The organism is Nonomuraea sp. NPDC052129, assembly GCF_040680095.1.
In the GTDB taxonomy this organism is placed as follows: domain Bacteria; phylum Actinomycetota; class Actinomycetes; order Streptosporangiales; family Streptosporangiaceae; genus Nonomuraea.
This window is the reverse complement of the sequence record NZ_JBFAVX010000013.1, coordinates 1-25,817: the sequence shown is the minus strand read 5'-3', so window position 1 is coordinate 25,817 and position 25,817 is coordinate 1. Positions and strand designations below refer to the sequence as shown.

Here is a 25,817-nt window from a genome sequence, read left to right as displayed (position 1 = left end):
GTGGCAGGAGCCCCACCAGGGGAGCCCGCCTGCCAAGATCGTCGCGGTCCTCCTTGTCGAAGGCGCGGGCGTAGTGGCGGGCGTCCCGGACGCTCGCGTAGCACTTTGCGCCCTCTGCTCCGCAGCCGCGCTGACAATGCCAGCGCATCGTCTCCCCCTCATTCTCGAAGCGAAAACGATGCCCGAAAACCCGACAAAGCAGCATTAAAACGACTGTACTGCCGGCATCCCTCCGGAGCACCGCTGAAGGACGTTCCGTGAAGGAGCTTTGACCATGACCGCAGAAGACCTTGGCATGATCCGGACCAACATCCCGGCCCGGCTGGATCGGCTGCCCTGGTCCCGGTTCCACTGGAGGGTGGTGCTGGGTCTGGGAACGGTGTGGATCCTCGACGGGCTGGAGGTGACGATCGTCGGCGCGGTCGCCTCCCGCATGACGGAACGCGGCAGCGGCATCGCCGTCAACAGCGCCGACATCGGCACCGCGGCGGCCATCTACGTCGCCGGCGCGTGCGTAGGAGCGCTGCTGTTCGGGCAGCTCACGGACCGGCTCGGCCGCAAGAAGATGTTCATGTTCACGCTGGGCCTCTACATGGTCGCCACCGTGGCCACCACCTTCGCGTTCGAGCCCTGGTACCTGTTCCTCATGCGCTTCCTGACCGGGATGGGCATCGGAGGCGAGTACGCGGCGATCAACTCGGCCATCGACGAGCTCATCCCGGCGCGCAACCGGGGCCGGGCGGACCTGGCCATCAACGGCAGCTACTGGGCCGGGGCAGCCATCGGCAGCGTCGCCGCGCTGGCCTTCCTCAGCACCGCCCTCTTTCCGATGGACATCGGCTGGCGGCTGGCGTTCGTCATCGGCGGCGTGCTCGGGTTCGCCATCATGTTCACCCGCCGAAGCCTTCCGGAGAGTCCCCGCTGGCTGTTCATCCACGGTCGCGAGGAGGAGGCCGAACGCATCGTGGACCAGATCGAGGCCGAGATCGGCGGCGACCTGCCCCCGCCCAAGGGCGAGATCACGGTCAGGCAGCGCGCCGCCATCCCGTTCCGGGAGATCGCCAGGGTGGCCATGGAACGCTATCCGCGCCGGGTGCTCCTGGGCCTCGCTCTCTTCATCGGGCAGGCGTTCCTGTACAACGCGGTGACGTTCGACCTGGGGACGCTGCTGCACGGTTTCTTCGGGGTGGCGTCCGGGTCCATCCCGTACTTCATGGTCGTTTTCGCGCTCGGCAACTTCCTGGGGCCGCTCCTGCTGGGACGCTGGTTCGACACCGTTGGGCGGATTCCCATGATCGCCGGCACGTACCTGGTGTCGGCCGCCCTGACCGCGGTAATCGCCGTTCTGATGCTGAACCGGGCACTGACCACGACCTCGTTCATGGTGCTCATCGCGCTGACCTTCTTCGTCGCCTCCGCTGGGGCCGGCTCGGCCTACCTCACCGTCAGCGAGATCTTCCCGATGGAGACGCGGGCGCTGGCCATCGCCCTGTTCTTCGCGGTCGGGACGGCGATCGGCGGCATCACGGGGCCGGCGCTGTTCGGGCAGTTCATCCACAGCGGCAACCTGACGCTGGTGGCCGCCGGGTTCTTCATCGGCGCGGCGGCCATGGCGCTCGGCGGTGTCGCCGAGCTGATGTTCGGCGTCCGGGCGGAACAGCAGTCGCTGGAGGACATCGCCCGCCCGCTGACGGCCGAGGAGGCCGGAGCCTACGCGGACGAGCGCCGTGAGCGCATTCACCACCGCCACGCGCAGGACGCCACGGGAGCTCGGCGGTTCCTGCCGGGGCCGGGGAGCACATTCCCCTCTCCCGGGATGGTCGGCACCGGCGCGGCGAGCGGCCGCGTCACCGCCAGCGCCGACGAGCAGCTCGACCGGGAGGTCGACGCCGTGACCCATGCGCTGGACGAGCACGGTCCCGCCGACCGCGACACGCTCGCCCGGATGGTCCACGGCCGTGCCTGGGGGCCGGGGCGGTTCCGCGCCGCGCTGCGGCAGACGGTCCGGGAGGGACGCGGCCGTTCCCTTTCGCACGGCCGGTACGACTCGTCCCGGCACTGACCCCAGGAAGTTAGTCACCCAAACCGCTATGACCGGCTGCTGCGCGGCAAGGGACGACCTGGCCGCGCAGTCGGGACCGGCAGAGCCGCCACGGCCGGCCGCGCCGCTCGTCTCAGAAGTGCGGGCCGTTCTTAGGGGCGCGGGCCGAAGCCCTGGGCGGTGAGCCAGGTGGCGCAGAGGCCCGGCCAGGCGGACGCGGCCAGGTCGCCCTGGGCGAGCCCGAGCCCGTGCTTGCCTTCGGGAAAGACATGCAGCTCGTACGGCGTGCCGGCGCGGCCGAGCGCGTCGGCGAACAGCAGGGTGTTGGCAGCCGGGACCCCTTGGTCCGCCGCCGTGTGCCAGAGGAACGCCGGCGGCGTCTCGGCGGTCACGTTGAGGTGCGCGGACAGGGCCGTCGCCTGCTCCTCGGTGGCGTCAGGGCCGAGCAACTGTCGGCGCGACCCCGAGTGCGCGCTCCACCCGATGAGGTCGATGACCGGATAGCCGAGTATCAGGGCGTCCGGGCGGTCCTCGTCCTTGGCGGTGGCGAAGGTGGCGGCGAGGTGGCCGCCCGCCGAGAACCCCATGACGGCGACCCGCCCGGCCCCGCGCTCACGGACGACGCGCACCGCCTGGCGCAGGTCGTACAGCGGAGCCGGATGCAGTGGCTCGCGCCCCGGCTCGTCGCCGGCCACCCGGTACGCCAGCACGTAGGCGTCGATGCCGAGCGTGACCAGCCAGCGGGCCACGTCCGCGCCCTCGTGCCCGGCCAGCCGGGAGTAACCGCCACCGGGGCACACCACCACCGCGCCCGTGGCCGGGCCGTCCGCCGCGTACAGCGTCAAGCTCGGTGACTCGCCGGTGGCCGGGCCGGGGGGAGTATCCGGCCAGAGGGGAACGTCGATCATGCCGGGCACTCTACTCCCCGGAAAAGTTAGGAAACTTTCCTAAGCGTCTTGACCGGGCCCCGTAACGCTCGTTGGATGAGCTGTCATGACCCCCCGTATCATCGCCACCGCCGCCCTGGTCGCCTCTCTGGCCCTGCCGCTGCCCGCGGCCGCCGCCCCCGCGACCTTCACCCACCCCGGAGTGCTGCTCGGCCGGGACCAGCTGGACTTCATGCGTACCAAGGTCAACGCGGGCGCGCAGCCGTGGAAGTCGGCCTACGACCAGATGATGGGCCACTCGCTGGCCTCACTCACCCGCGCGGCCAAGCCCCGCGCCGTCGTCGAGTGCGGCCCCTACTCCAACCCCAACAACGGCTGCACCGACGAGCGCCAGGACGCGCTCGCCGCGTACACGATGTCTCTCGCCTGGTACGTCACCAGGGACGCCAAGTACGCCAAGAAGGCCATCGAGATCATGGACGCCTGGTCCGCGGTGATCAAGGACCACACGAACAGCAACGCGCCCCTGCAGACCGGCTGGGCCGGCTCGGTCTGGCCACGGGCGGCCGAGATCATCCGCTACACCTACACGAGCTGGCCGAACGTCGACCGCTTCGCCACCATGCTGCGCACCGTCTACCTGCCGAAGGTCATCAACGGCTCCAACAGCAACGGCAACTGGGAGCTGAGCATGATGGAGGCGGCCGTCGGCATCTCCGTCTTCCTGGAGGACCGGACGAGCTACGACAAGGCGATCACCAAGTACCGCGGCCGGGTGCCGGCCTACGTCTACCTCAGCACCGACGGGGAACTGCCCAAGGGCGCGCCCGGCAGCGGCAACGACACCCGCGACGAGCTCGTCAAGTACTGGCAGGGGCAGACGACCTTCGTCACCGGCCTCACTCAGGAGACCTGCCGCGACTTCACCCACACCGGCTACGGGATCTCGGCCATCTCCCATGTCGCCGAAACGACCAAGATCCAGGGCCAGGACCTCTACCCGGAGGTCGGCGAGCGGCTCAGGCAGGCGCTCGGCTTCCAGTCGAAGTACCAGCTCGGCGCGGCCGTGCCCTCATGGTTGTGCGGCGGCAGCCTGAACCTGGGCCTCGGCCCGATCACCGAGGTCGGCTTCAACCAGCTCCACAACCGCCAGGGCATCCCGATGACGAACACCCAGCAGCTCACCGAGCAGCAGCGTCCCGCCGGCACCAACCAGCTCTTCGTCGCCTGGGAGACCCTCACCCACGCGGGCAGTTAAGGCTTTCCTTAGGTGAGCGTTGACAACCTCGCTGCGCAGGAGTCGTCTGAGGGCCCACGACGAGCGAGGGGGTGTCCGGATGCAGGTTCCAGCGCCGTTGGAGTACGAGCGGGCCACCAGCGTCGATCACGCCATCGGGCTGCTGGAGCGGCTCGGTGGCTCGGCGCGGCTCATCGCGGGCGGGCACAGCCTGCTCCCGATGATGAAGTTACGGCTCGCCACTCCCGAATATCTGATCGACATCAACGACCTGCACGCCGAGCTCGGCTACATCAGGACCGAGCCCGGCCAGGTCCGCATCGGCGCCATGACCAGGCATCGCGAGCTGCTGGAGTCGGCCGAGCTGGCCGCCACGTTCCCGATCTTCGGTGACGCCGAGCGGGTCATCGCCGACCCGGTCGTCCGCAACCGGGGCACACTGGGCGGCTCGCTCTGCCAGGCCGACCCGTCGGAAGACCTGTCGGCGGTGTGCACCACGCTGGGTGCCAGCTGCGTGATCCGGGGCGGCTCGGGCGAACGGGTCGTGACCATGGAGGAGTTCTACCGGGGGCCCTATGAGACCGCGGTCGAGGACGCCGAGATGCTGGTGGAGATCCGGGTCCCGATCCGGTCCGGCGGGTCCAGCGCGTACGAGAAGGTCGAGCGGCGCGCGGGTGACTGGGCGATCGTGTCGGCGGGCGCGGCCGTGTGGCTGGACGGCGACGTGATCGCTGACGCCCGCGTCGGCCTCGCCGCGGTCGGCCCGAACACGACCGGCATGCCCGCCGTCTCCGCAGCCCTGCGCGGCAGAGAGCCGTCCGAGGAGCTGTACGAGCGGGCCGGGGAGCTGGCCGCACAGCACTGCGACCCGGCCACGGACATGCGCGGCAGCGCCCTCTACAAGCGCCACCTCGCCAAGGAGCTCACCAGGAGGGCCCTGCGCCGCTCCGTCGCCCGGCTCAGAGAAGGGGTGTGACGTGCGCGTATCGATGATCGTGAACGGCGAGGAGGTCACCAGGGAGATCGAGGGGCGCCTGCTCCTGGTCCACTTCCTGCGTGACCACCTCGGGCTGACCGGCACCCACTGGGGCTGTGACACCAGCAACTGCGGCACCTGCGTGGTCTGGCTCGACGGTGAGCCGGTCAAGTCGTGCACCGTACTGGCGGCGATGGCCGGCGGCCATGAGGTGCGCACGGTCGAGGACCTCGAACAGGACGGCACGCTCGACCCCGTCCAGCAGGGTTTCATGGAGTGCCACGGGCTGCAGTGCGGGTTCTGCACGCCGGGGATGATGATGACGGCCAGGGCGCTGCTCGACCGCAACCCCGACCCCTCCGAGGGCGAGATCCGCGAGGCGATCTCCGGGCAGATCTGCCGCTGCACCGGCTACGCCACCATCGTCCGCTCGGTGCGCTGGGCCGCCGCCAAGGAGGCGACATCGTGACCAGCACCGAACACCGGCCCGCCGGATTCACCGACAACGACCAGAAGCCGCTCGGCCACGGCCGGATGCTCCGCAAGGAGGACCCGCGCTTCATCCGCGGCCGGGGCCGCTACGTCGACGACGTGCAACTGCCCGCGATGCTGCACCTGGCGATCCTGCGCTCGCCCGTCGCGCACGCGCGGATCGTGAGCATCGACGTCAGCGCGGCGCAGGCGCACCCGAAGGTCAAGGCCGTCGTCACCGGCGCCGACCTGGCCGCCCAGGGCCTGGCCTGGATGCCCACGCTCTCCAACGACGTGCAGGCCGTCCTGGCCACGGACAAGGTCCGCTTCCAGGGCCAGGAGGTCGCGTTCGTGGTGGCCGAGGACCGCTACTCCGCCCGCGACGCACTGGAGCTCATCGACGTCGAGTACGACGTGCTCGACCCGGTGATGGACGCCCGCAAGGCCCTCGACCCCGCCGCGCCCGTGATCCGCGACGACCTCGACGGCAAGACGGACAACCACTGCTTCGACTGGGAGACGGGCGACGCGGCGGAGACGGCCGCGGTGTTCGACACGGCCGACGTCGTAGTAAGTCAGGACATCGTCTACCCGCGCGTACACCCCGCGCCGATGGAGACCTGCGGCTGCGTGGCCGACTTCGACCGGGTCGAGAGCAGGCTGACCCTGTGGTCGACGACCCAGGCGCCGCATGCCCACCGCACACTGTACGCGCTGGTCGCCGGGCTGCCCGAGCACAAGATCCGGGTCATCTCGCCCGATCTCGGCGGCGGTTTCGGGGGCAAGGTCCCGATCTATCCCGGGTACGTCTGCGCGATCGTGGCCTCGATCGTGACCGGCAAGCCGGTGAAATGGGTGGAGGACCGCGCCGAGAACCTCATCAGCACCGGTTTCGCCCGCGACTACATCATGCGCGGCGAGATCGCGGCCACCCGGGACGGCAGGATCCTGGCCATCCGTACGAACGTGCTGGCCGACCACGGCGCGTTCAACGGCGTCGCCGCGCCGACGAAGTATCCGGCGGGCTTCTTCGGCGTGTTCACCGGCAGCTATGACCTGCGGGCCGCCTACTGCAAGATGACCGCCGTCTTCACCAACAAGGCGCCCGGCGGGGTGGCGTACGCCTGCTCGTTCCGCATCACCGAGGCGGTCTACCTGGTCGAGCGGATCGTCGACTGCCTGGCGTACGAGCTGGGGATGGACCCGATCGAGCTGCGGATGAAGAACTTCATCCAGCCCGACCAGTTCCCGTACACGACGAAGACCGGCTGGGTGTACGACTCGGGCGACTACGAGCCCACCATGCGCAAGGCCATGGAGATCGCCGGATACGAGGAGCTGCGCAAGGAGCAGATCGAGCGGCGCGCCCGCGGCGAGCTGATGGGCATCGGCGTCTCCTTCTTCACCGAGGCCGTCGGCGCGGGCCCGCGCAAGGACATGGACATCCTCGGCCTCGGCATGGCCGACGGCTGCGAGCTGCGCGTCCACCCGACGGGCAAGGCGGTCGTCCGGCTGTCGGTACAGAGCCAGGGCCAGGGCCACGAGACCACGTTCGCGCAGATCGTGGCCGAGGAGATCGGCATCCCGCCCGCCGACATCGACGTGGTGCACGGTGACACGGACCAGACGCCGTTCGGCCTCGGCACGTACGGCAGCCGCTCGACCCCCGTGTCCGGCGCGGCGGCGGCCCTGGTCGCCCGCAAGGTACGCGACAAGGCCCGCATCATCGCCTCCGGCATGCTGGAGGTGTCGGTCGCGGACCTCGACTGGGACAAGGGCTCCTTCCGCGTCAAGGGCGACCCGGCCAAGTCCGTCACGATCCAGGAGATCGCGATGCGGGCGCACGGCGCCGGGGACCTGCCCGAAGGCATCGAAGGCGGCCTGGAGGCGCAGATCTGCTACAACCCCGAGAACCTCACCTACCCGCACGGCGCCTACATCTGCGTCGTCGACATCGACCCCGGCACCGCCCAGGTCAAGGTGCGGCGGTTCATCGCGGTGGACGACTGCGGCACCAGGATCAACCCGATGATCATCGAGGGCCAGGTCCACGGCGGTCTCACCGACGGGGTCGGCATGGCGCTGATGGAGATGATCGCGTTCGACGAGGACGGCAACTGCCTCGGCGCCTCGCTCATGGACTACCTCATCCCCACCTCGCTGGAGGTGCCCGACTGGGAGACCGGCTTCACGGTGACCCCCTCACCGCACCACCCGATCGGGGCCAAGGGCGTCGGCGAATCGGCCACCGTCGGCTCCCCGCCGGCGATCGTCAACGCGGTCGTCGACGCGCTCAAGCCGTTCGGCATCCGGCACGCCGACATGCCGCTCACCCCCTCGCGGGTGTGGGACGCCATGCGCGGCGTGCCCACGCCGCCCATCTGATTCTCGGAGCCGTACATGCCGTACACCAAACGCATGGAGGAGCTGGTCGCCGAGCGCGTCCCGTTCGTCCACGCGGTCGTCGTCCGGGCCCAACTGCCCACGGCGGTCAGTCCGGGCGACGACGCCATCATCCTGTCCGACGGGTCCATCGAGGGGTTCGTCGGCGGGCAGTGCGCCGAGAGCTCCGTGCGTACGGCGGCGCTCTCGGCGCTGTCGGACGGGCGGACGGTGCTGCTGCGGGTGCTGCCGGAGGGCGAGCCGGACTTTCCCGATTCGCCGGGCGCGCAGGTCGTGGTGAACCACTGCCTGTCCGGGGGCGCACTGGAGATCTTCCTGCAGCCGCTGCTGCCGCCTCCGGTGCTCTGGATCGTCGGTTCCTCGCCGATCGCCACAGCCCTCGCCGCCCTGGCCGGGCCTCTGGACTTCACCGTACGGCCTGCCGACGCCTCACCCGGTCCGGCGGGTGCCACGGCGGCCGTCGTGTGCAGTCACGGGCGCGGCGAGCCGGAGGCGATCCGGGCCGCGCTGGAGGCCGGTGTCGGCTATGTCGGCCTGGTGGCGAGTCGGCGGCGGGGTGCTTCGGTGCTGGGGGAGATGGGGCTGAGCGAGGAGGAGCGCCGCCGGGTCCACTCGCCTGCCGGACTCGGCATCGGCGCCCGCACGGCGCCGGAGATCGCGCTGTCGATCCTCGCCGAGATCGTGACCGCCATCCGTACGGGCGATCTCGCGCGGGCGGGAGGGCGGTAAGGACGTGGCGTCTATTGCGCCTACCGCGTTCGCCGGTGCGGACGACATTCGCCGCCGCCTTGACGAGCTCGACTACCTGGTGGACGACGGCACGGCGGCGGCGCTGTACTTCGCCCTGACCCTCGGCCGTCCGCTGCTGCTGGAGGGCGAGCCCGGAGTCGGCAAGACCACCGCCGCCAAGGCCCTGGCCCGCGCCCTGGCCACGCCGCTGATCAGGCTCCAGTGCTACGAGGGACTGACCGCCGGCGAGGCCCTCTATGAGTGGAACTATCAGCGGCAGATGCTGGCCATCCGCCTGGCCGAGTCCCGCCACGACAGGCTGAACGACGCCGACCTGTTCACCGAGGCGTTCCTCCAGGAGCGCCCGATCCTCCAGGCCATCAGGCACCGCGGGCCGCAGCCGCCCGTCCTCCTGATCGACGAGATCGACCGGGCGGACGACGAGTTCGAGGCGCTGCTGTTCGAGTTCCTCGGGGAGGCGGCGATCACCATCCCCGAGCTGGGCACCTTCACCGCCGAACGCCGCCCGGTCGTCGTCCTGACCTCCAACCGCAGCCGCGACCTGCACGACGCGCTGCGCCGGCGCTGCCTGTACCACTGGATCGACTTCCCCGCCCCGGAGCGGGTGGCGGAGATCCTCCGGCGTACGGTCCCCGCCGCGAACGACGCGCTGATCCACTCGGCCACGGACTTCGTCGGCCAGGTGCGCCGCCTCGACCTCGACAAGGCGCCGGGCATGGCCGAGACGATCGACTGGGTCTCGGCCCTGTCCTCCTTGGGCGCGTCGCGGCTGGTCAGGGAGGACGTCGTACGGACATTGAGCACCCTCGCGAAGACGCTGGACGACCGCGCCGTCATCACCGAGGCGATCGAGGCCGGGAGAGGCATATGAAGATCGACAACGAGTTCACGGTCAGCGTGCCCATCGAACGAGCCTGGGAGGTCCTCACCGACCTGGAGGGCATCGCCCCGTGCATGCCGGGCGCCCGCCTCACGGGGGTGGAGGGTGACGTCTATTCGGGCAAGATACGGGTGAAGGTGGGGCCGGTCGTCTCCGAGTACGCCGGGACGGTCAGGTTCCTGGAGAAGGACGACGCGGAGCACCGGGCCGTCATCGACGCCAAGGGACGGGACTCGCGTGGAGCGGGCAACGCCTCGGCGGCCATCACCGCGCAGCTGCGTGCTGACGGGCCGCGCACGGTCGTGTCGGTGGACACGGATCTGAAGATCTCCGGGAAGGTGGCGCAGCTCGGCAGCGGCATGATCAAGGAGGTCTCCAACAAGCTGCTCGGCCGGTTCGTCACCTGCCTCGAAGCCAAGCTCACGGAGCCGATCCCTGAGACGGCGGCCCCCGACACGACTGAGGCGCCTGCTGGTGAGCCGGAGTCGTTGGACGTGCTGGGCGTCGCCGGTGGGGCCGTCTACAAGCGCCTGGTGCCGCTCGTCGTCGGGGTGGTCGTGGTCATCGTGGCGGTGGTCGTCATCTGGACCGTTGTCTCATAGCGGGCGGCGGCCGGGAGCCCTGCTGGCGGGCGTCGACCGGGCGGCGTTCGCGGCGGCGCTGGCCGTACTCCTGAGGCGGCACGGTGTGCCCGTGGGCTTCACCGGCATCGAGGACTTCACCCGCGCCCTCGCGATCGCGCCCCCCGGCACGCTGCCGGAGCTGTACTGGACCGCGCGCATCAACCTGGTACGGCGGCAGTCGGAGATCGAGCCCTTCGACGAAGTGTTCGCGGCCGTGTTCCACGCGACGGGACCCGCCCTCGACCCGCACGCCCGCCGCAGGCCTCTCAACACGACCAACGGCGCCACCGATGAGGCGTTCGCCCCGCTGCCGACCGCTTCCCATGGTGGCGACGACCCTGGCGGGCTGCCCTGGATGACGCTGCCGGCAGTGGTCGCGACCGCAGAGGGCTCGGACGGCCCGGCCGTTCCGGAACGGCTGCCGAGTGACGCCGAAGGGCTGGCGGACGTGCCGTTCGAGCGACTCGGCGAGCGGGAGTGCGAGCTGCTCGGCGCGTGGCTGGCGACGACCGTGGCCGCCTGGCCGGTACGGCGCAGCCGCAGGCGGGCGGTGTCGTCGAGGGGCCGCGCGATAGCGGTCCGAGCCACGCTCGCCCGCGCCCGCCGTACCGGCTGGGAGCCACTCCGGCTGGCCAGGCAGCGGCCCGTCGACCGGCCCCGGCGCGTGGTCATGCTCTGTGACGTCAGCCAGTCGATGCAGGCCCAGGCGTCGGCGTACCTCCAGTTGATGCGGGTGCTCGCGGTGGCGGTGGACGCGGAGGTGTTCGCGTTCGCGACGACGCTGACCCGGCTGACGCCGGTGCTCGCGCATCGCTCGACGGCCGCCGCGATCGAGCTGGCCTCGGAGCGGGTGAGCGACAGGTTCGGGGGCACGCGGATCGCGACCAACGTACGGGCGCTGCTGGCCTCGCACCACGGCGCGAAGGTGCGGGGCGCCATCGTCCTCATCGGCTCGGACGGCTGGGACGCCGATCCACCGGAGGAACTGGGCGCCGCGATGGCCCGGCTGCGCCGCCGGGCGCACCAGGTGATCTGGATGAACCCACGGGCAGCGGCACCTGGCTTCGAACCACGCGTGGCCGGGATGGCGGCGGCCTTGCCGTACTGCGACCTGCTGCTCCCGGCCGACACGTTCGACTCACTCCGCACCGTACTCGCGGAGCTCGCCCGCGCCTGATCGTACGCACGAGGACCGACCTCCACGGCAGGCGCGACAGCGCGACGGTTCTCGCACCATCCGGTCACGCTGTGCGCCTTCGAGGTCAAGCACTACCTGCTGTGGGCGGCTTCGAGGTCGGACTGGTGGGCGACGGCCCAGAGGCCCAAGGCGCGTACCGGCCCCAGGAAGGAGCGGCCCAGGTCGGTGAGCGCGTAGTCGACGCGCGGCGGGACCCTCGGATGGACCGTGCGGCTGATCAGGCCATCCTCTTCGAGGGCACGCAGCGTACGGGTGAGCATGCGGCGGCTGAGCCCCTCCACGGACCTGTCCAGCTCGTTGAAGCCGTGCGCCCCGCGCTCCAGAATCGACAGGATCACGACGCTCCACTTGTCACCTACCCGACGCAGCACGCTGGTCGCCGGGCAGTTCTCGTGCTCAGCCACCGTGACAGGGACGGTGATGGCTGCAGTGGACATGAATGTGCCTTCTTTCGGACCTTTCGCCGGTTGGCCAAAGATCAGGGTACGCACATCGACCTCCAAGGGGGATTCATCGTGATCGTGGTCAGCGGAGCGTCCGGGCAGCTCGGACGCCTCACCGTCGGGCACCTGCTCCAGCGGGTGGACGCCGCCCAAGTCGTGGCGTTGTCCCGTACCCCTGATGCCGTCGCCGACCTCGGGGTGGCCACCCGGTACGCCGACTTCGACGATCCAGCCGGCCTGCCCGGCGCGCTGGAGGGCGCGGAGCGGCTGCTGATGATCAGCATCGGCTCGCTCACCGGAGCGCCTCGCGGGCACGTCAACGCCATCGAGGCGGCGGCCAAGGCCGGGATAGGCCAGGTGATTTACACGTCGTTCGCCAGGGCGGGCGATCCGGGCCAGCCCCAGGCGCTCATCCAGAACCACGGGGAGACCGAGCGGCTGCTGGCCGAGTCAGGGCTGACGTTCACGGCGCTGCGGTTCAACCAGTGGCCGGAGATGTGGAACCTCGTCGGCCTGCCCGCCATCGCCGTCGCCACCGGGGTGCTGCCCAGCAATTCGGGTGACGGCCGGGTGGGACACATCACCCGCGACGACAGCGCCGCCGTCGCCGCGGCCGTGCTGGCGGAGGGCGGCTGCGAGGGGCAACTCCTCGAGGTCACTGGCCCGGAGGCGGTCACGGACGCGGACGTGGCCGCCGCGCTCGCCCAGGTCACCGGCCGCCCGATCCGCTGCGAACAGGTCTCGGACACCGACCTGGCCGCGACGCTGTCCGGACGTGGGCTCCCCGAGATGTACGTTCAGGGATGGACGGGCCTGGGGACGTACAAGCGCGACGGCTGGTTCGACGTGACCACACACGCGGTCGAGCACCTTACCGGCCGCAAGCCCACCCCGATCGCCGACTACTTCGCCGCTCACCCCGAAGCCCTTGAATTCCCGGGTCTTCGACGTTAGGTGGGGTTGAGGTATCCGTGGCCTCGTCGAGCGGTGTGTTCACGGGCGCTGAGACGGTCAGCTCCACAGGGTGATGTGGATGGACGGGCGGAAGCGGCCGACGTTCACGCCGGGGCCGCGCAGCATGGCCTGAGTGGCGCGGGGCGTGGTGACGAACCTGACCAGCTCGGCCGCCGCCGGAGCCACGCCGCCCTCGGCCAGCGTCATCGTGACCCAGCCCCCGTCGAACCGCAGGGCGGGCCCGGCGATGCGTACCAGGCGCCCGTTGGCGAGGTCTGGCGCCACCGCGAACGAGATCGCCGGCGCCACGCCGCTGTTGCGCTGTGCCTCCTCCAGTGCCGCGGCGTGGCTCTGGTAGATCTGCTGATGGTGTTCGGGCACGTTGAGCTTGCGCAGCATCGTCGGCACGGCGCCGAGGTCGGTCGCGGCCGAGGGGCCGAGCAGCCACACCTGGTCGCGAAGCTGGTGCACGCCGACGTCGCGCCCGGCGAGCGGGTGCTCGGGCCCGCACACGACGACGAGCTGGAAGTTCAGGAACGGCTTGCAGGACAGCGTCTCATCCACGGCTCCGCCGGGGCTGGGGCCGATCGCCACGTCGACGGTCCGCGCGCGCAGCAACGACCCGAACCGCCGTGGGTCGTGCACGCTCAGCTCCACGTCGAGATCGGCGGCTCGCCCGGCGAACAACCCGATCAAACCGGGCGCCGCGTGCTCGGCGAACAGGCTCTCCGCGGCGACGCGTAACAGCCGGCGCCCGCCTCCTGCCTGGCTCACCTCGATGATCGTGCGCTCCTGCAGGCTGAGCATCTCGGCCGCCCTGCTGGCCAGCCGCAACCCGCCGGGCGTGAACGCGAGCCCGGAGGCGGTCCTGGTGAACAGCCGGTCACCGAGCTCCTTGCGCAGCTGGCCGACGTGCAGGGAGACGGCCGCCTCCGACACGTCGAGCTCCGCCGCCGCCTGCTTGACCGACCCGAGCCGCACCACGGCCGCGAACGCGCGAAGCTGCGTGGGCGTCATGAGCAAAAGCTACTGGCCGGGCATCAAAGATCATAGAGATCCGGCGGCAGGTAATAACGCTCGAGGAAACTGGACGCGCCGCAGGAGGACAAGCCGAGAAAGGACAAAGGGGAACGACGATGAGCGAGTTCGTGAAGTGGTCCGATACCAAGGCCAAGATCCGCGAGATCGACCCCGACTGGGACTCTGCCGAGCGGGTCGCTGCTCGGGAGGCCAGCCGCGAGGAGTTGCGGGCGGAGCTGCGAGGCGACTAATTCGCCTAGATGCGCAAACGCCGCTGCCTGTTCGGTTCGGCTCTCTGGTGCAGCGCATTCAGTCGCCCGTGACGCTGATCTGGGCGGTCCAGTCGGCGACGACGCGTGTTCTCTTCGACGGCGCGGCGGGGACGACGGCGGCGAACCAGGTGGCCTGGACGAGGATGACCCGGCTGCGGAACTCCTTCTTGCCGCTCAGCACGGCGGGCTCCGGCCGGGTGAAGGAGAGTGTCGCGGCGTTGGGCCGGGCGGTGAAGCTCTGCTGCTCCCGTACGCCGTACCAGACGACGGCCCCTCCTCCCGAGGCGCGCAGCGCGTAGATCGTCGGGACCACCTGGGTGCGGTCGCGTACGTCCCACTGGCCGCGCAGGAGGCGCATGTCGGCGAGCCGGGCGGTGGCGGACTGGGTCGTGTAGGGGCCTGCGGCCAGGAGGCGCTTGGCCTCCGTGTCCTTGCCGTTGGTGGCCAGGGAGCGCGCGTGCGCGGCGGCCATCGCGCGGGGGGCGACGGCGAGGTCCGTGGTGTCGTCGGCGGCCACCGCGGTCGCCAGTCCATCGTCGTCCACCGCGATGGGCAGGGCGGGTGCCTGGAGCGGGGTGGTCGATCCGGCGACCAGGCGCCAGCCGCCGGAGGTCTCCTGGAGGATGAGCTGGGTCCGGTAGTCCTTGCCCTGCTCGGTGATCTCGGCCAGGAACCAGCGGGCGCTGCCGGGGTTCTTCGGGATCACGAAACGCGTGCTGGTGAGGCGGGGCAGCGTGCCGAGCCGGTCACCGCGTAGCCTGGCGAGCCGGAAGACGGCCCGGTCGAGCTCCAACGCCAGGCCGGCGCTCGTTTCCTGCAGTCCGGAACCGTTCCGCTTCCTGGCCTGTTGCAGTCGCTCACGGTAGCCGTTGAGGACGAACTCGGCCCCGTCCTCCGTCAGTGTGGGCTGCGCCGGTGCGGTACTCGCCCGGGGCCCGGCGCTCACCGACCAGGCACCGGCCTGGGGCGGCGTCCCAGAGGCGCTGCACGCGGCGATCATGGCCAAGGCCAGGCCACTCACGAACAGCTGGCGATTCACCGGCACGGATACCTCCGCGTCATGCCCGTGGGAGCGTCCTGAGCTGTCCTCATGATGTACGGGCCGAATCTGGTCCAGGTTCAATCCACCGGAGCTGGGACTCCATACGGACCGTGTTCAATCTACCGGGATCGGGGTCGTACGGACCGTGTCCGATCCACAGGGATCGTACGACGCGGCTTAGAACTCGGCCGCCGCGAGCCGGTGCGCCCGGACGGTCGCGGGGCGCTCGTCGTACGCGGGGCGGGTCAGCAGAGCCTGGGCGAGGCTGGCCTTGATCAGGGCGGCGCCGCGCACGACCGGTACCAGCGTCAGCGCGAACAGGACGCCGAGCACGGTGTTGAAGACCACGAAGGTGGTGGTGTCGCTGCCGAGGCCGAGCAGTTCGGGCAGCCCGCCGTGGAACTCGGGCAGGCCGGCGATGATCCAGCCATAGAGGGGGAAGGTCAGCCCGGCGATCGCGCCCGCCCACCACACGAGGGTGACGACGAAGGTGACGATGGCGAGGGGGAAGGCGACGACGGCGTGCAGCATGTCCAGCGCTGCCTGCCCGCTGGTCAGCGGGTTCATCGTGCGGCGGAACCAGCCGGCGTCCGAGGGGGCCTGGCGGTAGCGGGGACGCGCGACGCGGCGGCCGAGTACGTCGGGCAGCATCACACGCTCGACGTCGGCGAAGTTACGCGCCATGGCGGCGGCCGCGGCCAGGATCGGCAGGCCGATGAAGGCGACGGCGCTGCCCGCTCCGGCCGCGACACCGATCAGGACCAGGACGAAGGACATCACCGCGGTGGGGAAACCCAGCAGGACGTAGCGGGTGTCGGTGGCGATGCGGTGCCGGAGCGTTGTCATGCCAAGAACGTTACGAGTCGCCGCCCCTCCAGATCGCTCCCGCTCACTGGCGTATCGAGGTAGTGCAGGCCCTACCAAGTACGTCAGGTCGTGATGGCGTGCGACCGTCATCCGCCATCTGTCAGGTGGTGATGGCGTGCGACTCCATGTCGGCCACCGTCCACTCCTCGACCTCGTCCAGGTGGATCGCGGCCGCCGTCTGCGCCGCCGCGACGTCGCGGCCCGCCATGGCGTCGAGGATCTCCAGGTGGCGGCGGGTGGAGCCGGCGATCCGGTGCGGGCCGGTGGCGCCCAGCACGCGCAGCCACTGTACGAACGGCTCCGTCGAGGAGCGGACCCGGATGAGCCGTTCGTTGCCGGTGGCCGCCACGATCTCGGTGTGCAGGCGCGTGTCACTGACGAAGAACGGCTCGTAGTCACCCTTCTCCGCGTACGCCAGTGCCTCGACGACCTCGGCGCGGAGCTCGGCGATCCGGGGGAGCGGCATGACGGCGGCGGCGATGCCGGTCGCCAGCCACTCGATGCCCTTGCGCAGCTGGCAGACCTCGTGGACGTCGGTGACGTCCGGCCGGGCCACGAACGTCCCCGACCGAGGCCGTGTCTCGATGAGCTGGTCGTGCTCCAGGCGGGCCAGCGCCTCGCGGACCGGCGTGCGCGAGACGCCGAACTCCGTGGCCACCGAGTTCGGATCGAACCGGGAGCCGGGGGCGTACACCCCGCTGGTGATGCGGTCGCGCAGGATCCCGTAGAGCTGGTCCGCGATGGAATCCACGACCAGGGACGAGCCCTTCGAGAGCTTGACGGACTGACCCGGCACGATCTCTCCCTGCAGATGTGTGATGTCTAGTCGATCAGGTTAGCCGCGCGGAGGGCCACCGCGATCCGCTCGCGTTCGGCGGGGCTCGCCGGCGCGAAGGGCTTCCGGGGACGTCCTCCGTTGCGGCCCTGCAGCTCCAGTGCCGCCTTGAGCGTGGCCGGCAGGTTGGGTCCGTCGATCGCCCGCCACACCGTGAGAATACGCTCGTGCAGCTTCAGGGCGAGCGCGTGATCGCCGTCCTGGATGGCGTTCCACAGCTCGACGCTGAGTCGCGGCGTGACGGTCGGGATGGCCGCGAGCGCGCCGTGCGCGCCGAGCACGAACGCCGGGTAGTGCAGGTCGTCGAGCGCCGCCAGGATGGTGAACCGGTCGCGTACCCGGGCCAGCAGGTCGACCAGCAGGTGCATGTCGCCGCCGCTCTGCTTGATGGCCACCAGCTGCGGAACGGCCGCGAGCCGCTCGATCACGTCCACGGGTACGAGGGCCCACGGCACCACGTTGTAGAGCACGATCGGCAGGTCCACCGCAACCCCGATCTCCCGGTAGTACGCCACGGTCTCCTCGGCCGACGGCGCGAAGACATAGTGCACCGGCGTGATCTGCAACGCGTCGACGCCCACCTCCTTCAGCGCCAGCGAATAGCGGATCACCTGGGCCGTCGAGTTCTGGATCACTCCGGCGATCACCGGCACCCGCCCGGCGACCTCCTCGACCACGACCCGGCAGATGTCCCGGCTCTCCTCCAGGGAGAGTGTCTGGCCCTCCCCGGTGCTGCCGCACGCGCAGATCGCGGTGACCCCGGCTTCCAGCAGGTACTTGACCTCCTGGCGCAGGAGATCGAGGTCCACCTCGTCGTTCTCGTCGAACGGGGTCACCACCGTGGAGATCATCCCGTGCAGGTTCAGGTCGCTCATCGACATCCTCCTCGTGGCCCGGCTGTTGCGGCCATGTTAAATCTAGTGTCTGATACATTAGATTATCACCCGGACATGAAAGGATGTCCAATGCAGAGCGGGACGCCAGTCAAACGTGTCGTCTGGGCCAGCGCCCTCGGCACGACCGTGGAGTATTACGACTTCACGCTCTACGCCACGACGGCCGCGCTGGTCTTCAACAAGGTCTTCTTCCCGGCCGAGATCCCCCTGGTCGGCACGCTGGCCGCGTTCGCCACTTTCTTCGTCGGTTATCTGGCGCGCCCGCTCGGCGGCCTGATCTTCGGCCACTTCGGTGACCGGCTGGGCCGCAAGAACATCCTCATCACCACGATGCTGATGATGGGCACCGGCACCTTCGCCATCGGCCTGATCCCCTCGTACGAGTCGATCGGCATCGCCGCGCCCCTGCTGCTGGTGCTCATCCGGCTGATCCAGGGGCTGGGGATGGGCGGCGAGTACGGCGGCGGCGTGCTGATGGCCCTGGAGTACAGCCCGAAGCGACGCCAGGGCTTCTTCACTTCCCTGGTGCACATCGGCACCCCGGCCGGTGTGCTGCTGCCGGTCGCCCTGGTCACGGCGCTGGACGCGTTCCTGCCGGCGGGCGCGTACGAGTCGTGGGCCTGGCGCCTGCCGTTCCTGGCCAGCATCGCGCTGGTGGCCGTCGGCTTCTACATCCGGCTGCGCATCAGCGAGAGCCCCGAGTTCGTCAAGATGCGGGCCGAGCGCGAGGTACGAAAGCTGCCGGTCAAGGAGCTGTTCGCCGACTACACGGGCAAGGTGCTGCTGTCGATCGTCGCCAAGGTGGCCGAGAGCGGGCTGTTCAACGTCTACTACGTGGTCGCCATCGCCTACGTCACCACGGAGCTGGGCCTGCCGCGCGGGCCGGTGCTGATGGCCGTACTGATCGCGTGCCTGGCCGAGTGCTTCACGCTGCCGCTGTTCGGGGCGCTGTCCGACCGGATCGGTCGGCGCAAGGTGTACGTAGGCGGCGCGGTGTTCCAGCTGCTGCTCGCCGTGCCGTTCTTCCTGCTCGTGCAGACCGGCAGCCTGCCGCTGATGACCCTGGCCATGGTGCTCGGCCTGGCCGTCGGCCACGGCTCCATGTACGGCGCGCAGGCGGCGCTGTTCGCCAACCTCTACCCGGTTCAGGTGCGCTACACGGGCCTGTCGGTCACCCAGCAGGTAGGGGCCACGCTCGGCGGCGGGCTCGCCCCGCTGGCCGGCACCGCGCTGCTCGCGGCAGGTGGCGGCCACTGGACTTGGCTCGTGGTCTATATGATCGCGATCGCGGCTCTGTCCAGCCTGGCGGCCAGTCGGCTGGGGTCGGGCGAGCTCAACCGTGAGGCGCTCGGTGGAGTGCCCGCCGCCAAGGAGGCGATCCAATGAGCCTGTTCCTCGCCGAAGGCGATCCCGTGACGCCCGCCCTGCGCGGGTTCGCACGGGTGCACGCCGACCTCGTCGAACTGAGCGAGGACCCGGTCTTCCTGCGGGCCCGCGACCGCGATCCGCGCCGGACCGTCGGGCTGGTGTCCGGCGGCGGCTCGGGGCACGAGCCGCTGCACGGCGGGTTCCTCGGCAGGGGGATGCTCGACGCGGTGGCGCCGGGGCAGGTGTTCGCCTCGCCGCACAACCGGCAGGTGCTGGCGGCCAGCCGGGCCGCCGCCGGTCCCGGCGGGGTCATCCACATCGTGAAGAACTACACCGGCGACCGGATCAACTTCGGCATCGCCGCCGAACGCCTGCGGCACGACGGCATCGAGGTCCGCCGGGTGCTGGTCGACGACGATCTGGCGACCGAGAGCGCGGAGACGGCGACGGGACGGCGCGGCACCGGCGCGACCGTCATCGTGGAGAAGCTCCTCGGCGCCGCCGCCGACGAGGGGCTCGGCCTCGACGAACTGGCCGAACTCGGCGCGCGGTTCGCTGCCGCCTCGCGCAGCCTCGCGGTGGCGGCGCGGGCCCAGACCTCGCCGCAGACCGGCGCCCCCTCGTTCGAGCTGGGGTTCGACGAGCTGGAGTACGGCGTGGGCATCCACGGCGAGCGGGCGACCAAGACGATCACCAGGCCACCCGTCGGCGAGCTGGTCACCCGGATGCTCGACGAGCTGCTGGCCGGTCTGCCACCGGGTTCCGACGACCTCGTGGTGCTGGTCAACGGGCTCGGCGGGACCACCCAGCTGGAGCTGTACGGCGTTTTCGACCAGGTGGCGGGCGAGCTGTCGGCACGCGGGCTGGACGTGCGCGGCTCGCTGGTGGGGACGTATGTGCCCGCGCTCGACATGGCGGGCTTCTCGCTGACCCTCACCCGGCTCGACCCGTCCTGGGACCGCTGGTGGCGGGCTCCGGCCATGACACCCGCCTTCGTCCGCCTTGAGGAGAACCGATGACCGCGTCGCCCGTACTCCGCCGCTACGCCGCCGACGTGGAGGCGGCCCACGCCGAGCTGACGCGGCTCGACCAGCTCAGCGGGGACGGCGACTTCGGCGACAACCTGCGCTCCGGGTTGCGTCGCGTCATCGACGAGCTCGACCGGGCCGGTACGGCGGGGCATGGGTTCGACGTGGCGGGACGGGTGTTCCTCGACGACGTCGGGGGTACGAGCGGGCCGCTGTTCGGGCTGCTGTTCACCGAGATCGGCCGGGCGCTCGATGGTGACAAGCCGACGGGCCGGGCGCTCGACGGTGATGTGCCGAGCTGGGCCGCGGGCGCCTCTGCCGGGCTGGCCGCGATTCAGCGGGTGGGCGAGGCCGCGGTGGGTGACCGCACTCTGGTCGACGCGCTCGTGCCCGCGGTCGCGGCGCTGGAGTCGGACGATGCCGGAGCCTTCGCCCGCGCCGCCACGGCCGCCGCCGACGGTGCCCGGAGCACGGCCGGGCTGCGGGCTCGGCTCGGGCGGGCCAGTTACGTGGGCGAGCGGGCCAAGGGTGTCGCCGATCCCGGGGCAGTGGGAGTGGCGCTGCTGTTCCGAGCGCTGGCCGAGGTCGAGGAGCCCGGCTCGGGAATCGCCCCGCCGCCCTGACGGACGTGCGGTTACGGGACGCGCGCGACGCCGCCCAGGACGCCGCCCTTCGCCAGGCTGGCCGGGATGTACTGCTCGTCGTTGCGCCAGTCCTGCGCGGGTACGACGCCCGGTTCGAGCAGTTCGAGGCCGTCGAAGTAGCCGCGTACGGTGTCGCGGTCGCGCCAGGTCATCGCCCCCGAGCTGGTCTGCCGGTAGACGTCCTGGGCCTCGGCGAGCCTGGCCGGGATGCCCTCGTTCTCCTCGATGTACCCGTGCGAGATGATCAGATAGCTGCCCGAGGCCAGTGGCTCGCGCAGGGTCTGGACGATGCGGGCCACCTCCTCGTCGTCGGCGAGGAAGTGGAACACGGCGACGACGAGGAGGGCGACCGGCTGACTGAAGTCGAGGTGCGCGGCGGCGGCGTCCAGGATCGCCTTCGGGTCGCGCGTGTCGCCCTCGACGATCACCGTGTCGGGGTTGTCGGCGAGCAGGGCACGGGCATGGACCAGGACGATCGGGTCGTTGTCGGTGTAGACGACCTTGGCGTCCGGGATGACGCGCTGCGCGACCTGGTGCACGTTGTTCTGGGTAGGCAGACCGGTGCCGATGTCGAGGAACTGCCGCACACCCGCCTTGGCCGCCTCCTCCACCGCGCGGATGAGGAACCCGCGGTTCGCTCGGGCGATCTCGCGGATGTCGGAGCCGGTCTCCAGACTGATCCGGATGATGTGCTCGGCCGCCTCGCGATCGGCGGAGAAGTTGTCCTTCCCGCCCAGGAAGTAGTCGTACATCCGGGCGACACTGGGAACGGTCGGGTCGACCTTCCCCGCGGGCAGCTCGTGCTCGGTCACGCCTACACCTTCCTCACCTATGCCCGCATCTTACGAGGAATCAGGTGATCTGTGGCGATCTGTCAGTCCGGCGCCCAGTACTTCACGAGAAACCGCTCCATCCGCTGTACCACCGGGGTCCAGGTGGCGGTCAGGGTGTAGCGGCTGACGCGGTGGCCTCGGTAGGTGAGGGTGTACTTGAGGAAGTCGGCTCCCTGGGGCTTGGCCTGGGAGTGGCCGAGGCGCAGGAGCTTCAGGTCGTGCTGGAGTTTGCGCTGTTCGCCGCGGGTGAGGCACTTGTTCACGGTCGGGCCCGTACGACGGCTCAGGCGTACGCAACCGTTGGTGTAGACGATCACCCGGTTGTCGAAGCCCGCGAAGCCGCCCTGCTCGCGCAGCTCGACCAGCACCTTCTTGGCGACGGGCGTGGCCGATGCGGCGGGTGCCATGGTGGCGCTCAGAGCGGTACTCAAGACCACGATGAGCGCGATCCGCAAGATTCTCATACTCCTACGACGTACGGATCGGCGAAACGGCTCACCGTCCCAGACCCGCGTCCCGCTCCCCGGCCGGTCGGGTCGTCCGTCAGCTCGATGATCGGTTGGATGCTCTTCCCGATCGGCTGGGCGACGACCTTGGCCAGGAGCTGGATGATCGTCTTCGCGGGCTGTCTGAGCGAGCCGGTGAAGCCGGGGTGGTGCAGGAGGTAGCGCGTCCGGCCGCCCCGGTGCACGTCCGCACCGGGCGAAGCTGCTGGAGGTCGCCAGGCTGCGGTTCGCCCGGGAGGGGTACGAACCTATGTCCACGCTCTGGGGGAGCTGGTCGACGGGCCGGACGTGGAGCTGCGGGCGGAGCTGCTCAGCGCCTGGCTGGTCGGCATCGGCATCCTGCGCTCGGTCGTCGCCACCCCGGCCCTGGCCGAGGCCACGCCCGATGACGTGGCCCCGTACCTGGAGGCCGTGGCCACCAGCCTGCTGGGCCGCCCGATGTCGGGCATCTAGCGATGAATTAGGGGCTTACCGATACGATCAGCTACTTGTGGGGGATGCGCAGTTTGATGGGCGCGTCACCGTCGGTCCCGTACCCCTGGAGGATCGCTGATGGCGAAGGTCGACCTTCACCGCCAGGCGCTCGAAGACTGCCAATCGGCGGCGAACCGGTTGTCCAAGGAGTTCGCCGACCTCGCGGGCGGGTATCCGGCCAAGACGGCCGACTCCTCGATCTTCGGTGACCTGACCGGCTCCTCCTCGCTGGCCGCCCTCCTCGACAAGATCGAGACCGGGGTCTCCGGCGAGCTGGGACATGTCCAGAACAAGCTCCAGGGCGTCGAGCGGGCGCTGGAGAAGGTACGCGACAACGTCCACACGGCGAACCAGGCCTCGGGCGCGTGATCAAGGAGTGAAGCGTGGAGCTCGGTGACCTGCCCGGCGGTGACGGCCTTGCGAACATCCTCAAGTCCGTCAGCGGCGATCCCGGCTCGGTCCGCGGCGTGGCCAAGCGCTGGCGCGGCGCCGGCGGCAAGACGGGCGAGTACGTCGGCCGCCTCGGCACGTCGGTCAAGGGCGTCAACACGGCCTGGCAGGGCGACTCCGCCGACGCCTTCGACAAGTACATGCGCCGCTACTCCACGGCCGGCGGCGCGCTCCACGACGCCCTGACGGACAGCGCGACGGTTCTCGACGACGTCGCCCAGGCGCTGGAGACGGCCGCCTCGAAGGTACGCGGGATCTGCGGCGACGTCCTCGACAAGGCCCGCGCCTACAAGACCAACAATCCGGACGCCACGCAGGCGGAGTTCGACAAGGCGCTCGCCTCTCCCGTCGCCGACGCGGTCGAGGACGCGAAAACGCACCTCACCTCTGTCAACAAGGTCGTGAACCAGGCAGTGAAGACGATCGGCGAGCACTGGAACGGGCGGGAGGCGACATTCGCCGCCATCAAGGCGCCCGGAGACCAGACGTTCGTGCCGGCGCCGGGCCACACCGTCCACTGGGACCCGACGCCGCTTCCCGACTGGCAGAAGACGACACTGGCGAGTGCGAACGGCAACGGCAACGCCTACAGCCCCGCCTCCGCGTCCGCCCCGGTGGCCGCGTCTTCCGGATCCGGTGGATCTTCGGGCTCCGGGGGCTCCGGGGGCTCTGGGGGTGCGGTCGCCCAGGCCGTGCCGTACGTGCCGGGTGGCGGCACCGGTGCCGACATCGTCAACGCGGCCCGGCAGCACCTCGGCAAGCCGTACGTCTGGGGCGCCAACGGCCCGAGCGCCTTCGACTGCAGCGGGCTCGTCTACTACTCGCTGAACCAGGCGGGCATCAAGATCGGCGACACCACGGCGGCCGGCTACCAGGCGAGCGGGCGCCCGATCTCAGGGCCGCCGCAGGCCGGTGACATCGTCTTCTTCGGCGCCCCGCCCGACCACGTGGGAATCTACATCGGCGACGGCAAGATGATCCACGCGCCGCACCCGGGGGCGAACGTCCGGGTGGGAGAGGTGGCGGTCCAGCACGGCCCGATCACCTACCGCCGCTTCTGAACCCCCGTGCCTCTGAACCCCCGTGCCTCTGAACCCACCCGCTTCTGAACCACACGGGATTTTTGCCTGACACGCGCTTCCGGACCACGCGGGATCTTTGCCTGAACACACGCGAGCCGGGGCCCGCGTGCGCGGACCCCGGCTCGTCGTGGTGTTACGTCGTTGATCAGACCGGAACGATGTTCTCGGCCTGCGGGCCCTTCTGGCCCTGCGTGATGTCGAAGCTCACCTTCTGGCCTTCCTGCAGCTCGCGGAAGCCCTGGGCGGCGATGTTCGAGTAGTGGGCGAAGACGTCGGCGCCGCCGCCGTCCTGCTGGATGAAGCCGAAGCCCTTTTCAGAGTTGAACCACTTCACGGTGCCAGTCGCCATGTCGATCTCCTTTGATAGGCGCAGAGCCGGGACCCGCAGGTCACGAATCCCATGTCGCCGCAATGACCCATCCGGAAATGACCGGGTGAAAACAACACGCCGTCGGGGCGGAACCCTTCGGGCGCGCAAAGTTCGTGGGTACCAAAACTGCAACAGCTGCCACGCTAGCACGTGGCCTCTCATACTCCCTCCCGAAAAATGGGAGATCTTGCGGCCTGCCTGCTGGAAGGGAAAATCGCCGCCTGGACACCGGCTCCCGACAGGTCGAGGAGCGCCGCCTGCCCCTGCCAGACGGGCCCGAGAGCACGGGGCACTTGGGCGGTCGTGGCCATCGACCTGACCCGACATGGTCGATGCACTCTCGCCGCCGGCACGACCGCAAAATTTATGTCAACCCGACATAGATAAAACAAAGCGGCATATCAGACATCTCTCATGTGGCGTCGGCAGAGTTCAGGGCGTGCGGATGACTCTCGGGGGCCGAATTCATCGGGATGCGGCCGGGTCATCCAGGATTGGACGTTGATCTCAGTGCGTTTCCTGAAGCCCCTCACCGTGACCCTGGCCAGTGCCGCCCTCGTCGCCCTGCCGTTCGCGGGCGGCGCCTTCGCCGACAGCGGCCAGCCGCAGCCCGTCACAACGGTCACGCCGGGCGTGAAGACCACCCCGACCACCAAGCCCACCGCACCGGTCAAGACGGGCCACCCCACCGCGACGGACGACAACGCGCGGCCCAAGCGGCCGACCTCCACCGCCCACGAGCGGGAGACCACGGCCTCCACCCTCTACTTGAAGGAGCGCCGGAGCCCGGCCTCTCTCGAGGTCTCGGTCAACCCGACCCGCGTCAAGCAGGGCGCCTCCTACGGGGTGACCATTGTGGTCAAGGGCGCGGCGGCGGGTAAGGCGGCCACGATCACGAGCCCCGAGGGCAAGAGCTACCGCGTGTCGCTCGACCAGCGGACGGTCACCAAGACGCTGACCGTACCGGCCAAGGCCAAGCTCGGCGCCAAGACGGTGACGGTCAAGGTCGGCAACCGGACCGCCACCGCCCAGTTCACCGTCGTCCGCGGCGGCGACCACCGCGGCGACCACCGCCACGAGGGCAAGTAACCGATCTCCGCCACGAGGGCGAATATCGGGAGGCCCTCGCCGCGGAACCCGCCCGCGCCCCGGGTCCGGCCCTCCCCGTGGCCGGGGGATCAGGACCAAGTCGAGCGCGATGTTCACAGCGAGCGCTACGACGGTGATCCCGGAGATGCGGAGGGGGCGGTCGAGCCGGATCAGGTAC

The 25,817-nt window shown here is 70.1% G+C and carries 28 protein-coding genes and 1 pseudogene; 18 read left to right on the top strand and 11 right to left on the bottom strand.

Annotation, left to right across the window (positions count from 1 at the left end; genetic code table 11):
* Positions 1 to 274: 274 nt before the first annotated feature.
* Complete coding sequence (locus AB0L53_RS27195; protein ID WP_363999256.1) at positions 275 to 2,062, top strand: MFS transporter; 1,788 nt, start codon at positions 275 to 277, stop codon at positions 2,060 to 2,062.
* Between the two features lie 131 nt (positions 2,063 to 2,193).
* On the opposite strand, the gene AB0L53_RS27190 is transcribed toward AB0L53_RS27195, so the two are convergent.
* Positions 2,194 to 2,949 carry an alpha/beta hydrolase gene (locus AB0L53_RS27190; protein WP_363999253.1) on the bottom strand — a complete coding sequence of 252 codons (756 nt, stop codon included), beginning with the start codon at positions 2,947 to 2,949 and terminating at the stop codon, positions 2,194 to 2,196.
* A gap of 85 nt (positions 2,950 to 3,034) precedes the next feature.
* On the opposite strand from AB0L53_RS27190, the gene AB0L53_RS27185 reads away from it, so the two are divergent.
* The 8 genes from AB0L53_RS27185 to AB0L53_RS27150 all read left to right on the top strand — a co-directional run bounded on the left by AB0L53_RS27185 (position 3,035) and on the right by AB0L53_RS27150 (position 11,445).
* On the top strand, positions 3,035 to 4,186 hold the full coding sequence (locus AB0L53_RS27185) for an alginate lyase family protein (RefSeq protein WP_363999250.1): 1,152 nt from the start codon (positions 3,035 to 3,037) through the stop codon (positions 4,184 to 4,186).
* Positions 4,187 to 4,265: 79 nt separating this feature from the next.
* Positions 4,266 to 5,141, top strand: a complete 876-nt coding sequence (locus AB0L53_RS27180) for a xanthine dehydrogenase family protein subunit M (RefSeq protein ID WP_363999247.1) — start codon at positions 4,266 to 4,268, stop codon at positions 5,139 to 5,141.
* A gap of 1 nt (position 5,142) precedes the next feature.
* Complete coding sequence (locus tag AB0L53_RS27175; RefSeq protein WP_363999244.1) at positions 5,143 to 5,610, top strand: (2Fe-2S)-binding protein; 468 nt, start codon at positions 5,143 to 5,145, stop codon at positions 5,608 to 5,610.
* Positions 5,607 to 7,997, top strand: coding sequence for an aerobic carbon-monoxide dehydrogenase large subunit (locus AB0L53_RS27170; protein ID WP_363999241.1), 2,391 nt, complete (start codon positions 5,607 to 5,609; stop codon positions 7,995 to 7,997). The genes AB0L53_RS27175 and AB0L53_RS27170 overlap by 4 nt, the downstream gene beginning before the upstream one ends.
* 15 nt (positions 7,998 to 8,012) lie before the next feature.
* Entirely contained in the window at positions 8,013 to 8,744 is a 732-nt protein-coding gene (locus AB0L53_RS27165) for an XdhC family protein (protein WP_363999238.1), read from the top strand.
* 4 nt (positions 8,745 to 8,748) lie between these two features.
* Complete coding sequence (locus AB0L53_RS27160) at positions 8,749 to 9,636, top strand: MoxR family ATPase (protein WP_363999235.1); 888 nt, start codon at positions 8,749 to 8,751, stop codon at positions 9,634 to 9,636.
* Positions 9,633 to 10,247 carry an SRPBCC family protein gene (locus AB0L53_RS27155; protein WP_363999232.1) on the top strand — a complete coding sequence of 205 codons (615 nt, stop codon included), beginning with the start codon at positions 9,633 to 9,635 and terminating at the stop codon, positions 10,245 to 10,247. Before AB0L53_RS27160 ends, AB0L53_RS27155 begins: the two co-directional genes overlap by 4 nt.
* Positions 10,237 to 11,445, top strand: a complete 1,209-nt coding sequence (locus tag AB0L53_RS27150; protein WP_363999229.1) for a VWA domain-containing protein — start codon at positions 10,237 to 10,239, stop codon at positions 11,443 to 11,445. Before AB0L53_RS27155 ends, AB0L53_RS27150 begins: the two co-directional genes overlap by 11 nt.
* 92 nt (positions 11,446 to 11,537) lie before the next feature.
* On the opposite strand, the gene AB0L53_RS27145 is transcribed toward AB0L53_RS27150, so the two are convergent.
* Entirely contained in the window at positions 11,538 to 11,903 is a 366-nt protein-coding gene (locus AB0L53_RS27145; protein ID WP_363999226.1) for a helix-turn-helix domain-containing protein, read from the bottom strand.
* 30 nt (positions 11,904 to 11,933) lie between these two features.
* On the opposite strand from AB0L53_RS27145, the gene AB0L53_RS27140 reads away from it, so the two are divergent.
* Entirely contained in the window at positions 11,934 to 12,863 is a 930-nt protein-coding gene (locus AB0L53_RS27140) for an NAD(P)H-binding protein (RefSeq protein WP_363999223.1), read from the top strand.
* 57 nt (positions 12,864 to 12,920) lie between these two features.
* Here the strand turns inward: AB0L53_RS27140 and AB0L53_RS27135 are convergent, their stop codons facing one another.
* Positions 12,921 to 13,880, bottom strand: coding sequence for a LysR family transcriptional regulator (locus tag AB0L53_RS27135; RefSeq protein ID WP_363999220.1), 960 nt, complete (start codon positions 13,878 to 13,880; stop codon positions 12,921 to 12,923).
* A 119-nt stretch (positions 13,881 to 13,999) separates the two neighbouring features.
* On the opposite strand from AB0L53_RS27135, the gene AB0L53_RS27130 reads away from it, so the two are divergent.
* A complete protein-coding gene (locus tag AB0L53_RS27130; RefSeq protein WP_363999217.1) occupies positions 14,000 to 14,134 on the top strand; it encodes a hypothetical protein in 135 nt (44 codons plus the stop codon).
* Between the two features lie 58 nt (positions 14,135 to 14,192).
* Here the strand turns inward: AB0L53_RS27130 and AB0L53_RS27125 are convergent, their stop codons facing one another.
* From AB0L53_RS27125 to AB0L53_RS27110, 4 genes are all read right to left on the bottom strand, one after another.
* On the bottom strand, positions 14,193 to 15,200 hold the full coding sequence (locus AB0L53_RS27125) for a hypothetical protein (RefSeq protein ID WP_363999214.1): 1,008 nt from the start codon (positions 15,198 to 15,200) through the stop codon (positions 14,193 to 14,195).
* 174 nt (positions 15,201 to 15,374) lie between these two features.
* Entirely contained in the window at positions 15,375 to 16,043 is a 669-nt protein-coding gene (locus AB0L53_RS27120; RefSeq protein WP_363999211.1) for a sensor domain-containing protein, read from the bottom strand.
* Positions 16,044 to 16,164: 121 nt separating this feature from the next.
* Positions 16,165 to 16,860, bottom strand: coding sequence for a GntR family transcriptional regulator (locus AB0L53_RS27115; RefSeq protein WP_358533131.1), 696 nt, complete (start codon positions 16,858 to 16,860; stop codon positions 16,165 to 16,167).
* A 26-nt stretch (positions 16,861 to 16,886) separates the two neighbouring features.
* Complete coding sequence (locus AB0L53_RS27110) at positions 16,887 to 17,774, bottom strand: dihydrodipicolinate synthase family protein (protein ID WP_363999207.1); 888 nt, start codon at positions 17,772 to 17,774, stop codon at positions 16,887 to 16,889.
* A gap of 90 nt (positions 17,775 to 17,864) precedes the next feature.
* On the opposite strand from AB0L53_RS27110, the gene AB0L53_RS27105 reads away from it, so the two are divergent.
* From AB0L53_RS27105 to dhaL, 3 genes are read left to right on the top strand one after another with little or no spacing between them, the layout of a single operon-like run.
* On the top strand, positions 17,865 to 19,181 hold the full coding sequence (locus tag AB0L53_RS27105) for an MFS transporter (protein ID WP_363999204.1): 1,317 nt from the start codon (positions 17,865 to 17,867) through the stop codon (positions 19,179 to 19,181).
* The gene (locus tag AB0L53_RS27100; RefSeq protein WP_363999201.1) at positions 19,178 to 20,182 is read left to right on the top strand and encodes a dihydroxyacetone kinase subunit DhaK; all 1,005 of its coding nucleotides are present in this window, start codon (positions 19,178 to 19,180) and stop codon (positions 20,180 to 20,182) included. Before AB0L53_RS27105 ends, AB0L53_RS27100 begins: the two co-directional genes overlap by 4 nt.
* Complete coding sequence (gene dhaL, locus AB0L53_RS27095; RefSeq protein ID WP_363999197.1) at positions 20,179 to 20,814, top strand: dihydroxyacetone kinase subunit DhaL; 636 nt, start codon at positions 20,179 to 20,181, stop codon at positions 20,812 to 20,814. Before AB0L53_RS27100 ends, dhaL begins: the two co-directional genes overlap by 4 nt.
* An 11-nt stretch (positions 20,815 to 20,825) precedes the next feature.
* Here the strand turns inward: dhaL and AB0L53_RS27090 are convergent, their stop codons facing one another.
* The 3 genes from AB0L53_RS27090 to AB0L53_RS27080 form a co-directional block, all read right to left on the bottom strand.
* Positions 20,826 to 21,647 (bottom strand): SAM-dependent methyltransferase, encoded by an 822-nt coding sequence (locus tag AB0L53_RS27090; protein ID WP_358533118.1) that lies wholly within the window; start codon positions 21,645 to 21,647, stop codon positions 20,826 to 20,828.
* A gap of 62 nt (positions 21,648 to 21,709) precedes the next feature.
* Entirely contained in the window at positions 21,710 to 22,132 is a 423-nt protein-coding gene (locus AB0L53_RS27085; RefSeq protein WP_363999194.1) for a hypothetical protein, read from the bottom strand.
* Positions 22,129 to 22,359, bottom strand: a complete 231-nt coding sequence (locus tag AB0L53_RS27080) for a hypothetical protein (protein WP_363999192.1) — start codon at positions 22,357 to 22,359, stop codon at positions 22,129 to 22,131. The genes AB0L53_RS27085 and AB0L53_RS27080 overlap by 4 nt, the downstream gene beginning before the upstream one ends.
* Positions 22,360 to 22,399: 40 nt before the next feature.
* Between AB0L53_RS27080 and AB0L53_RS27075 the strand changes: the two are divergent.
* The 3 genes and pseudogenes from AB0L53_RS27075 to AB0L53_RS27065 all read left to right on the top strand — a co-directional run.
* Positions 22,400 to 22,627: pseudogene (locus AB0L53_RS27075) on the top strand (hypothetical protein); the annotation flags it as partial.
* Positions 22,628 to 22,726: 99 nt separating this feature from the next.
* Positions 22,727 to 23,017 (top strand): hypothetical protein, encoded by a 291-nt coding sequence (locus AB0L53_RS27070; protein ID WP_358533113.1) that lies wholly within the window; start codon positions 22,727 to 22,729, stop codon positions 23,015 to 23,017.
* 14 nt (positions 23,018 to 23,031) lie between these two features.
* Entirely contained in the window at positions 23,032 to 24,159 is a 1,128-nt protein-coding gene (locus AB0L53_RS27065; RefSeq protein ID WP_363999189.1) for an NlpC/P60 family protein, read from the top strand.
* Positions 24,160 to 24,325: 166 nt separating this feature from the next.
* Here AB0L53_RS27065 and AB0L53_RS27060 read toward each other — a convergent pair whose 3' ends face one another.
* Complete coding sequence (locus tag AB0L53_RS27060; protein ID WP_214640926.1) at positions 24,326 to 24,529, bottom strand: cold-shock protein; 204 nt, start codon at positions 24,527 to 24,529, stop codon at positions 24,326 to 24,328.
* 522 nt (positions 24,530 to 25,051) lie between these two features.
* On the opposite strand from AB0L53_RS27060, the gene AB0L53_RS27055 reads away from it, so the two are divergent.
* Entirely contained in the window at positions 25,052 to 25,639 is a 588-nt protein-coding gene (locus AB0L53_RS27055) for a hypothetical protein (RefSeq protein ID WP_363999185.1), read from the top strand.
* The last annotated feature ends 178 nt before the right edge of the window (positions 25,640 to 25,817 follow it).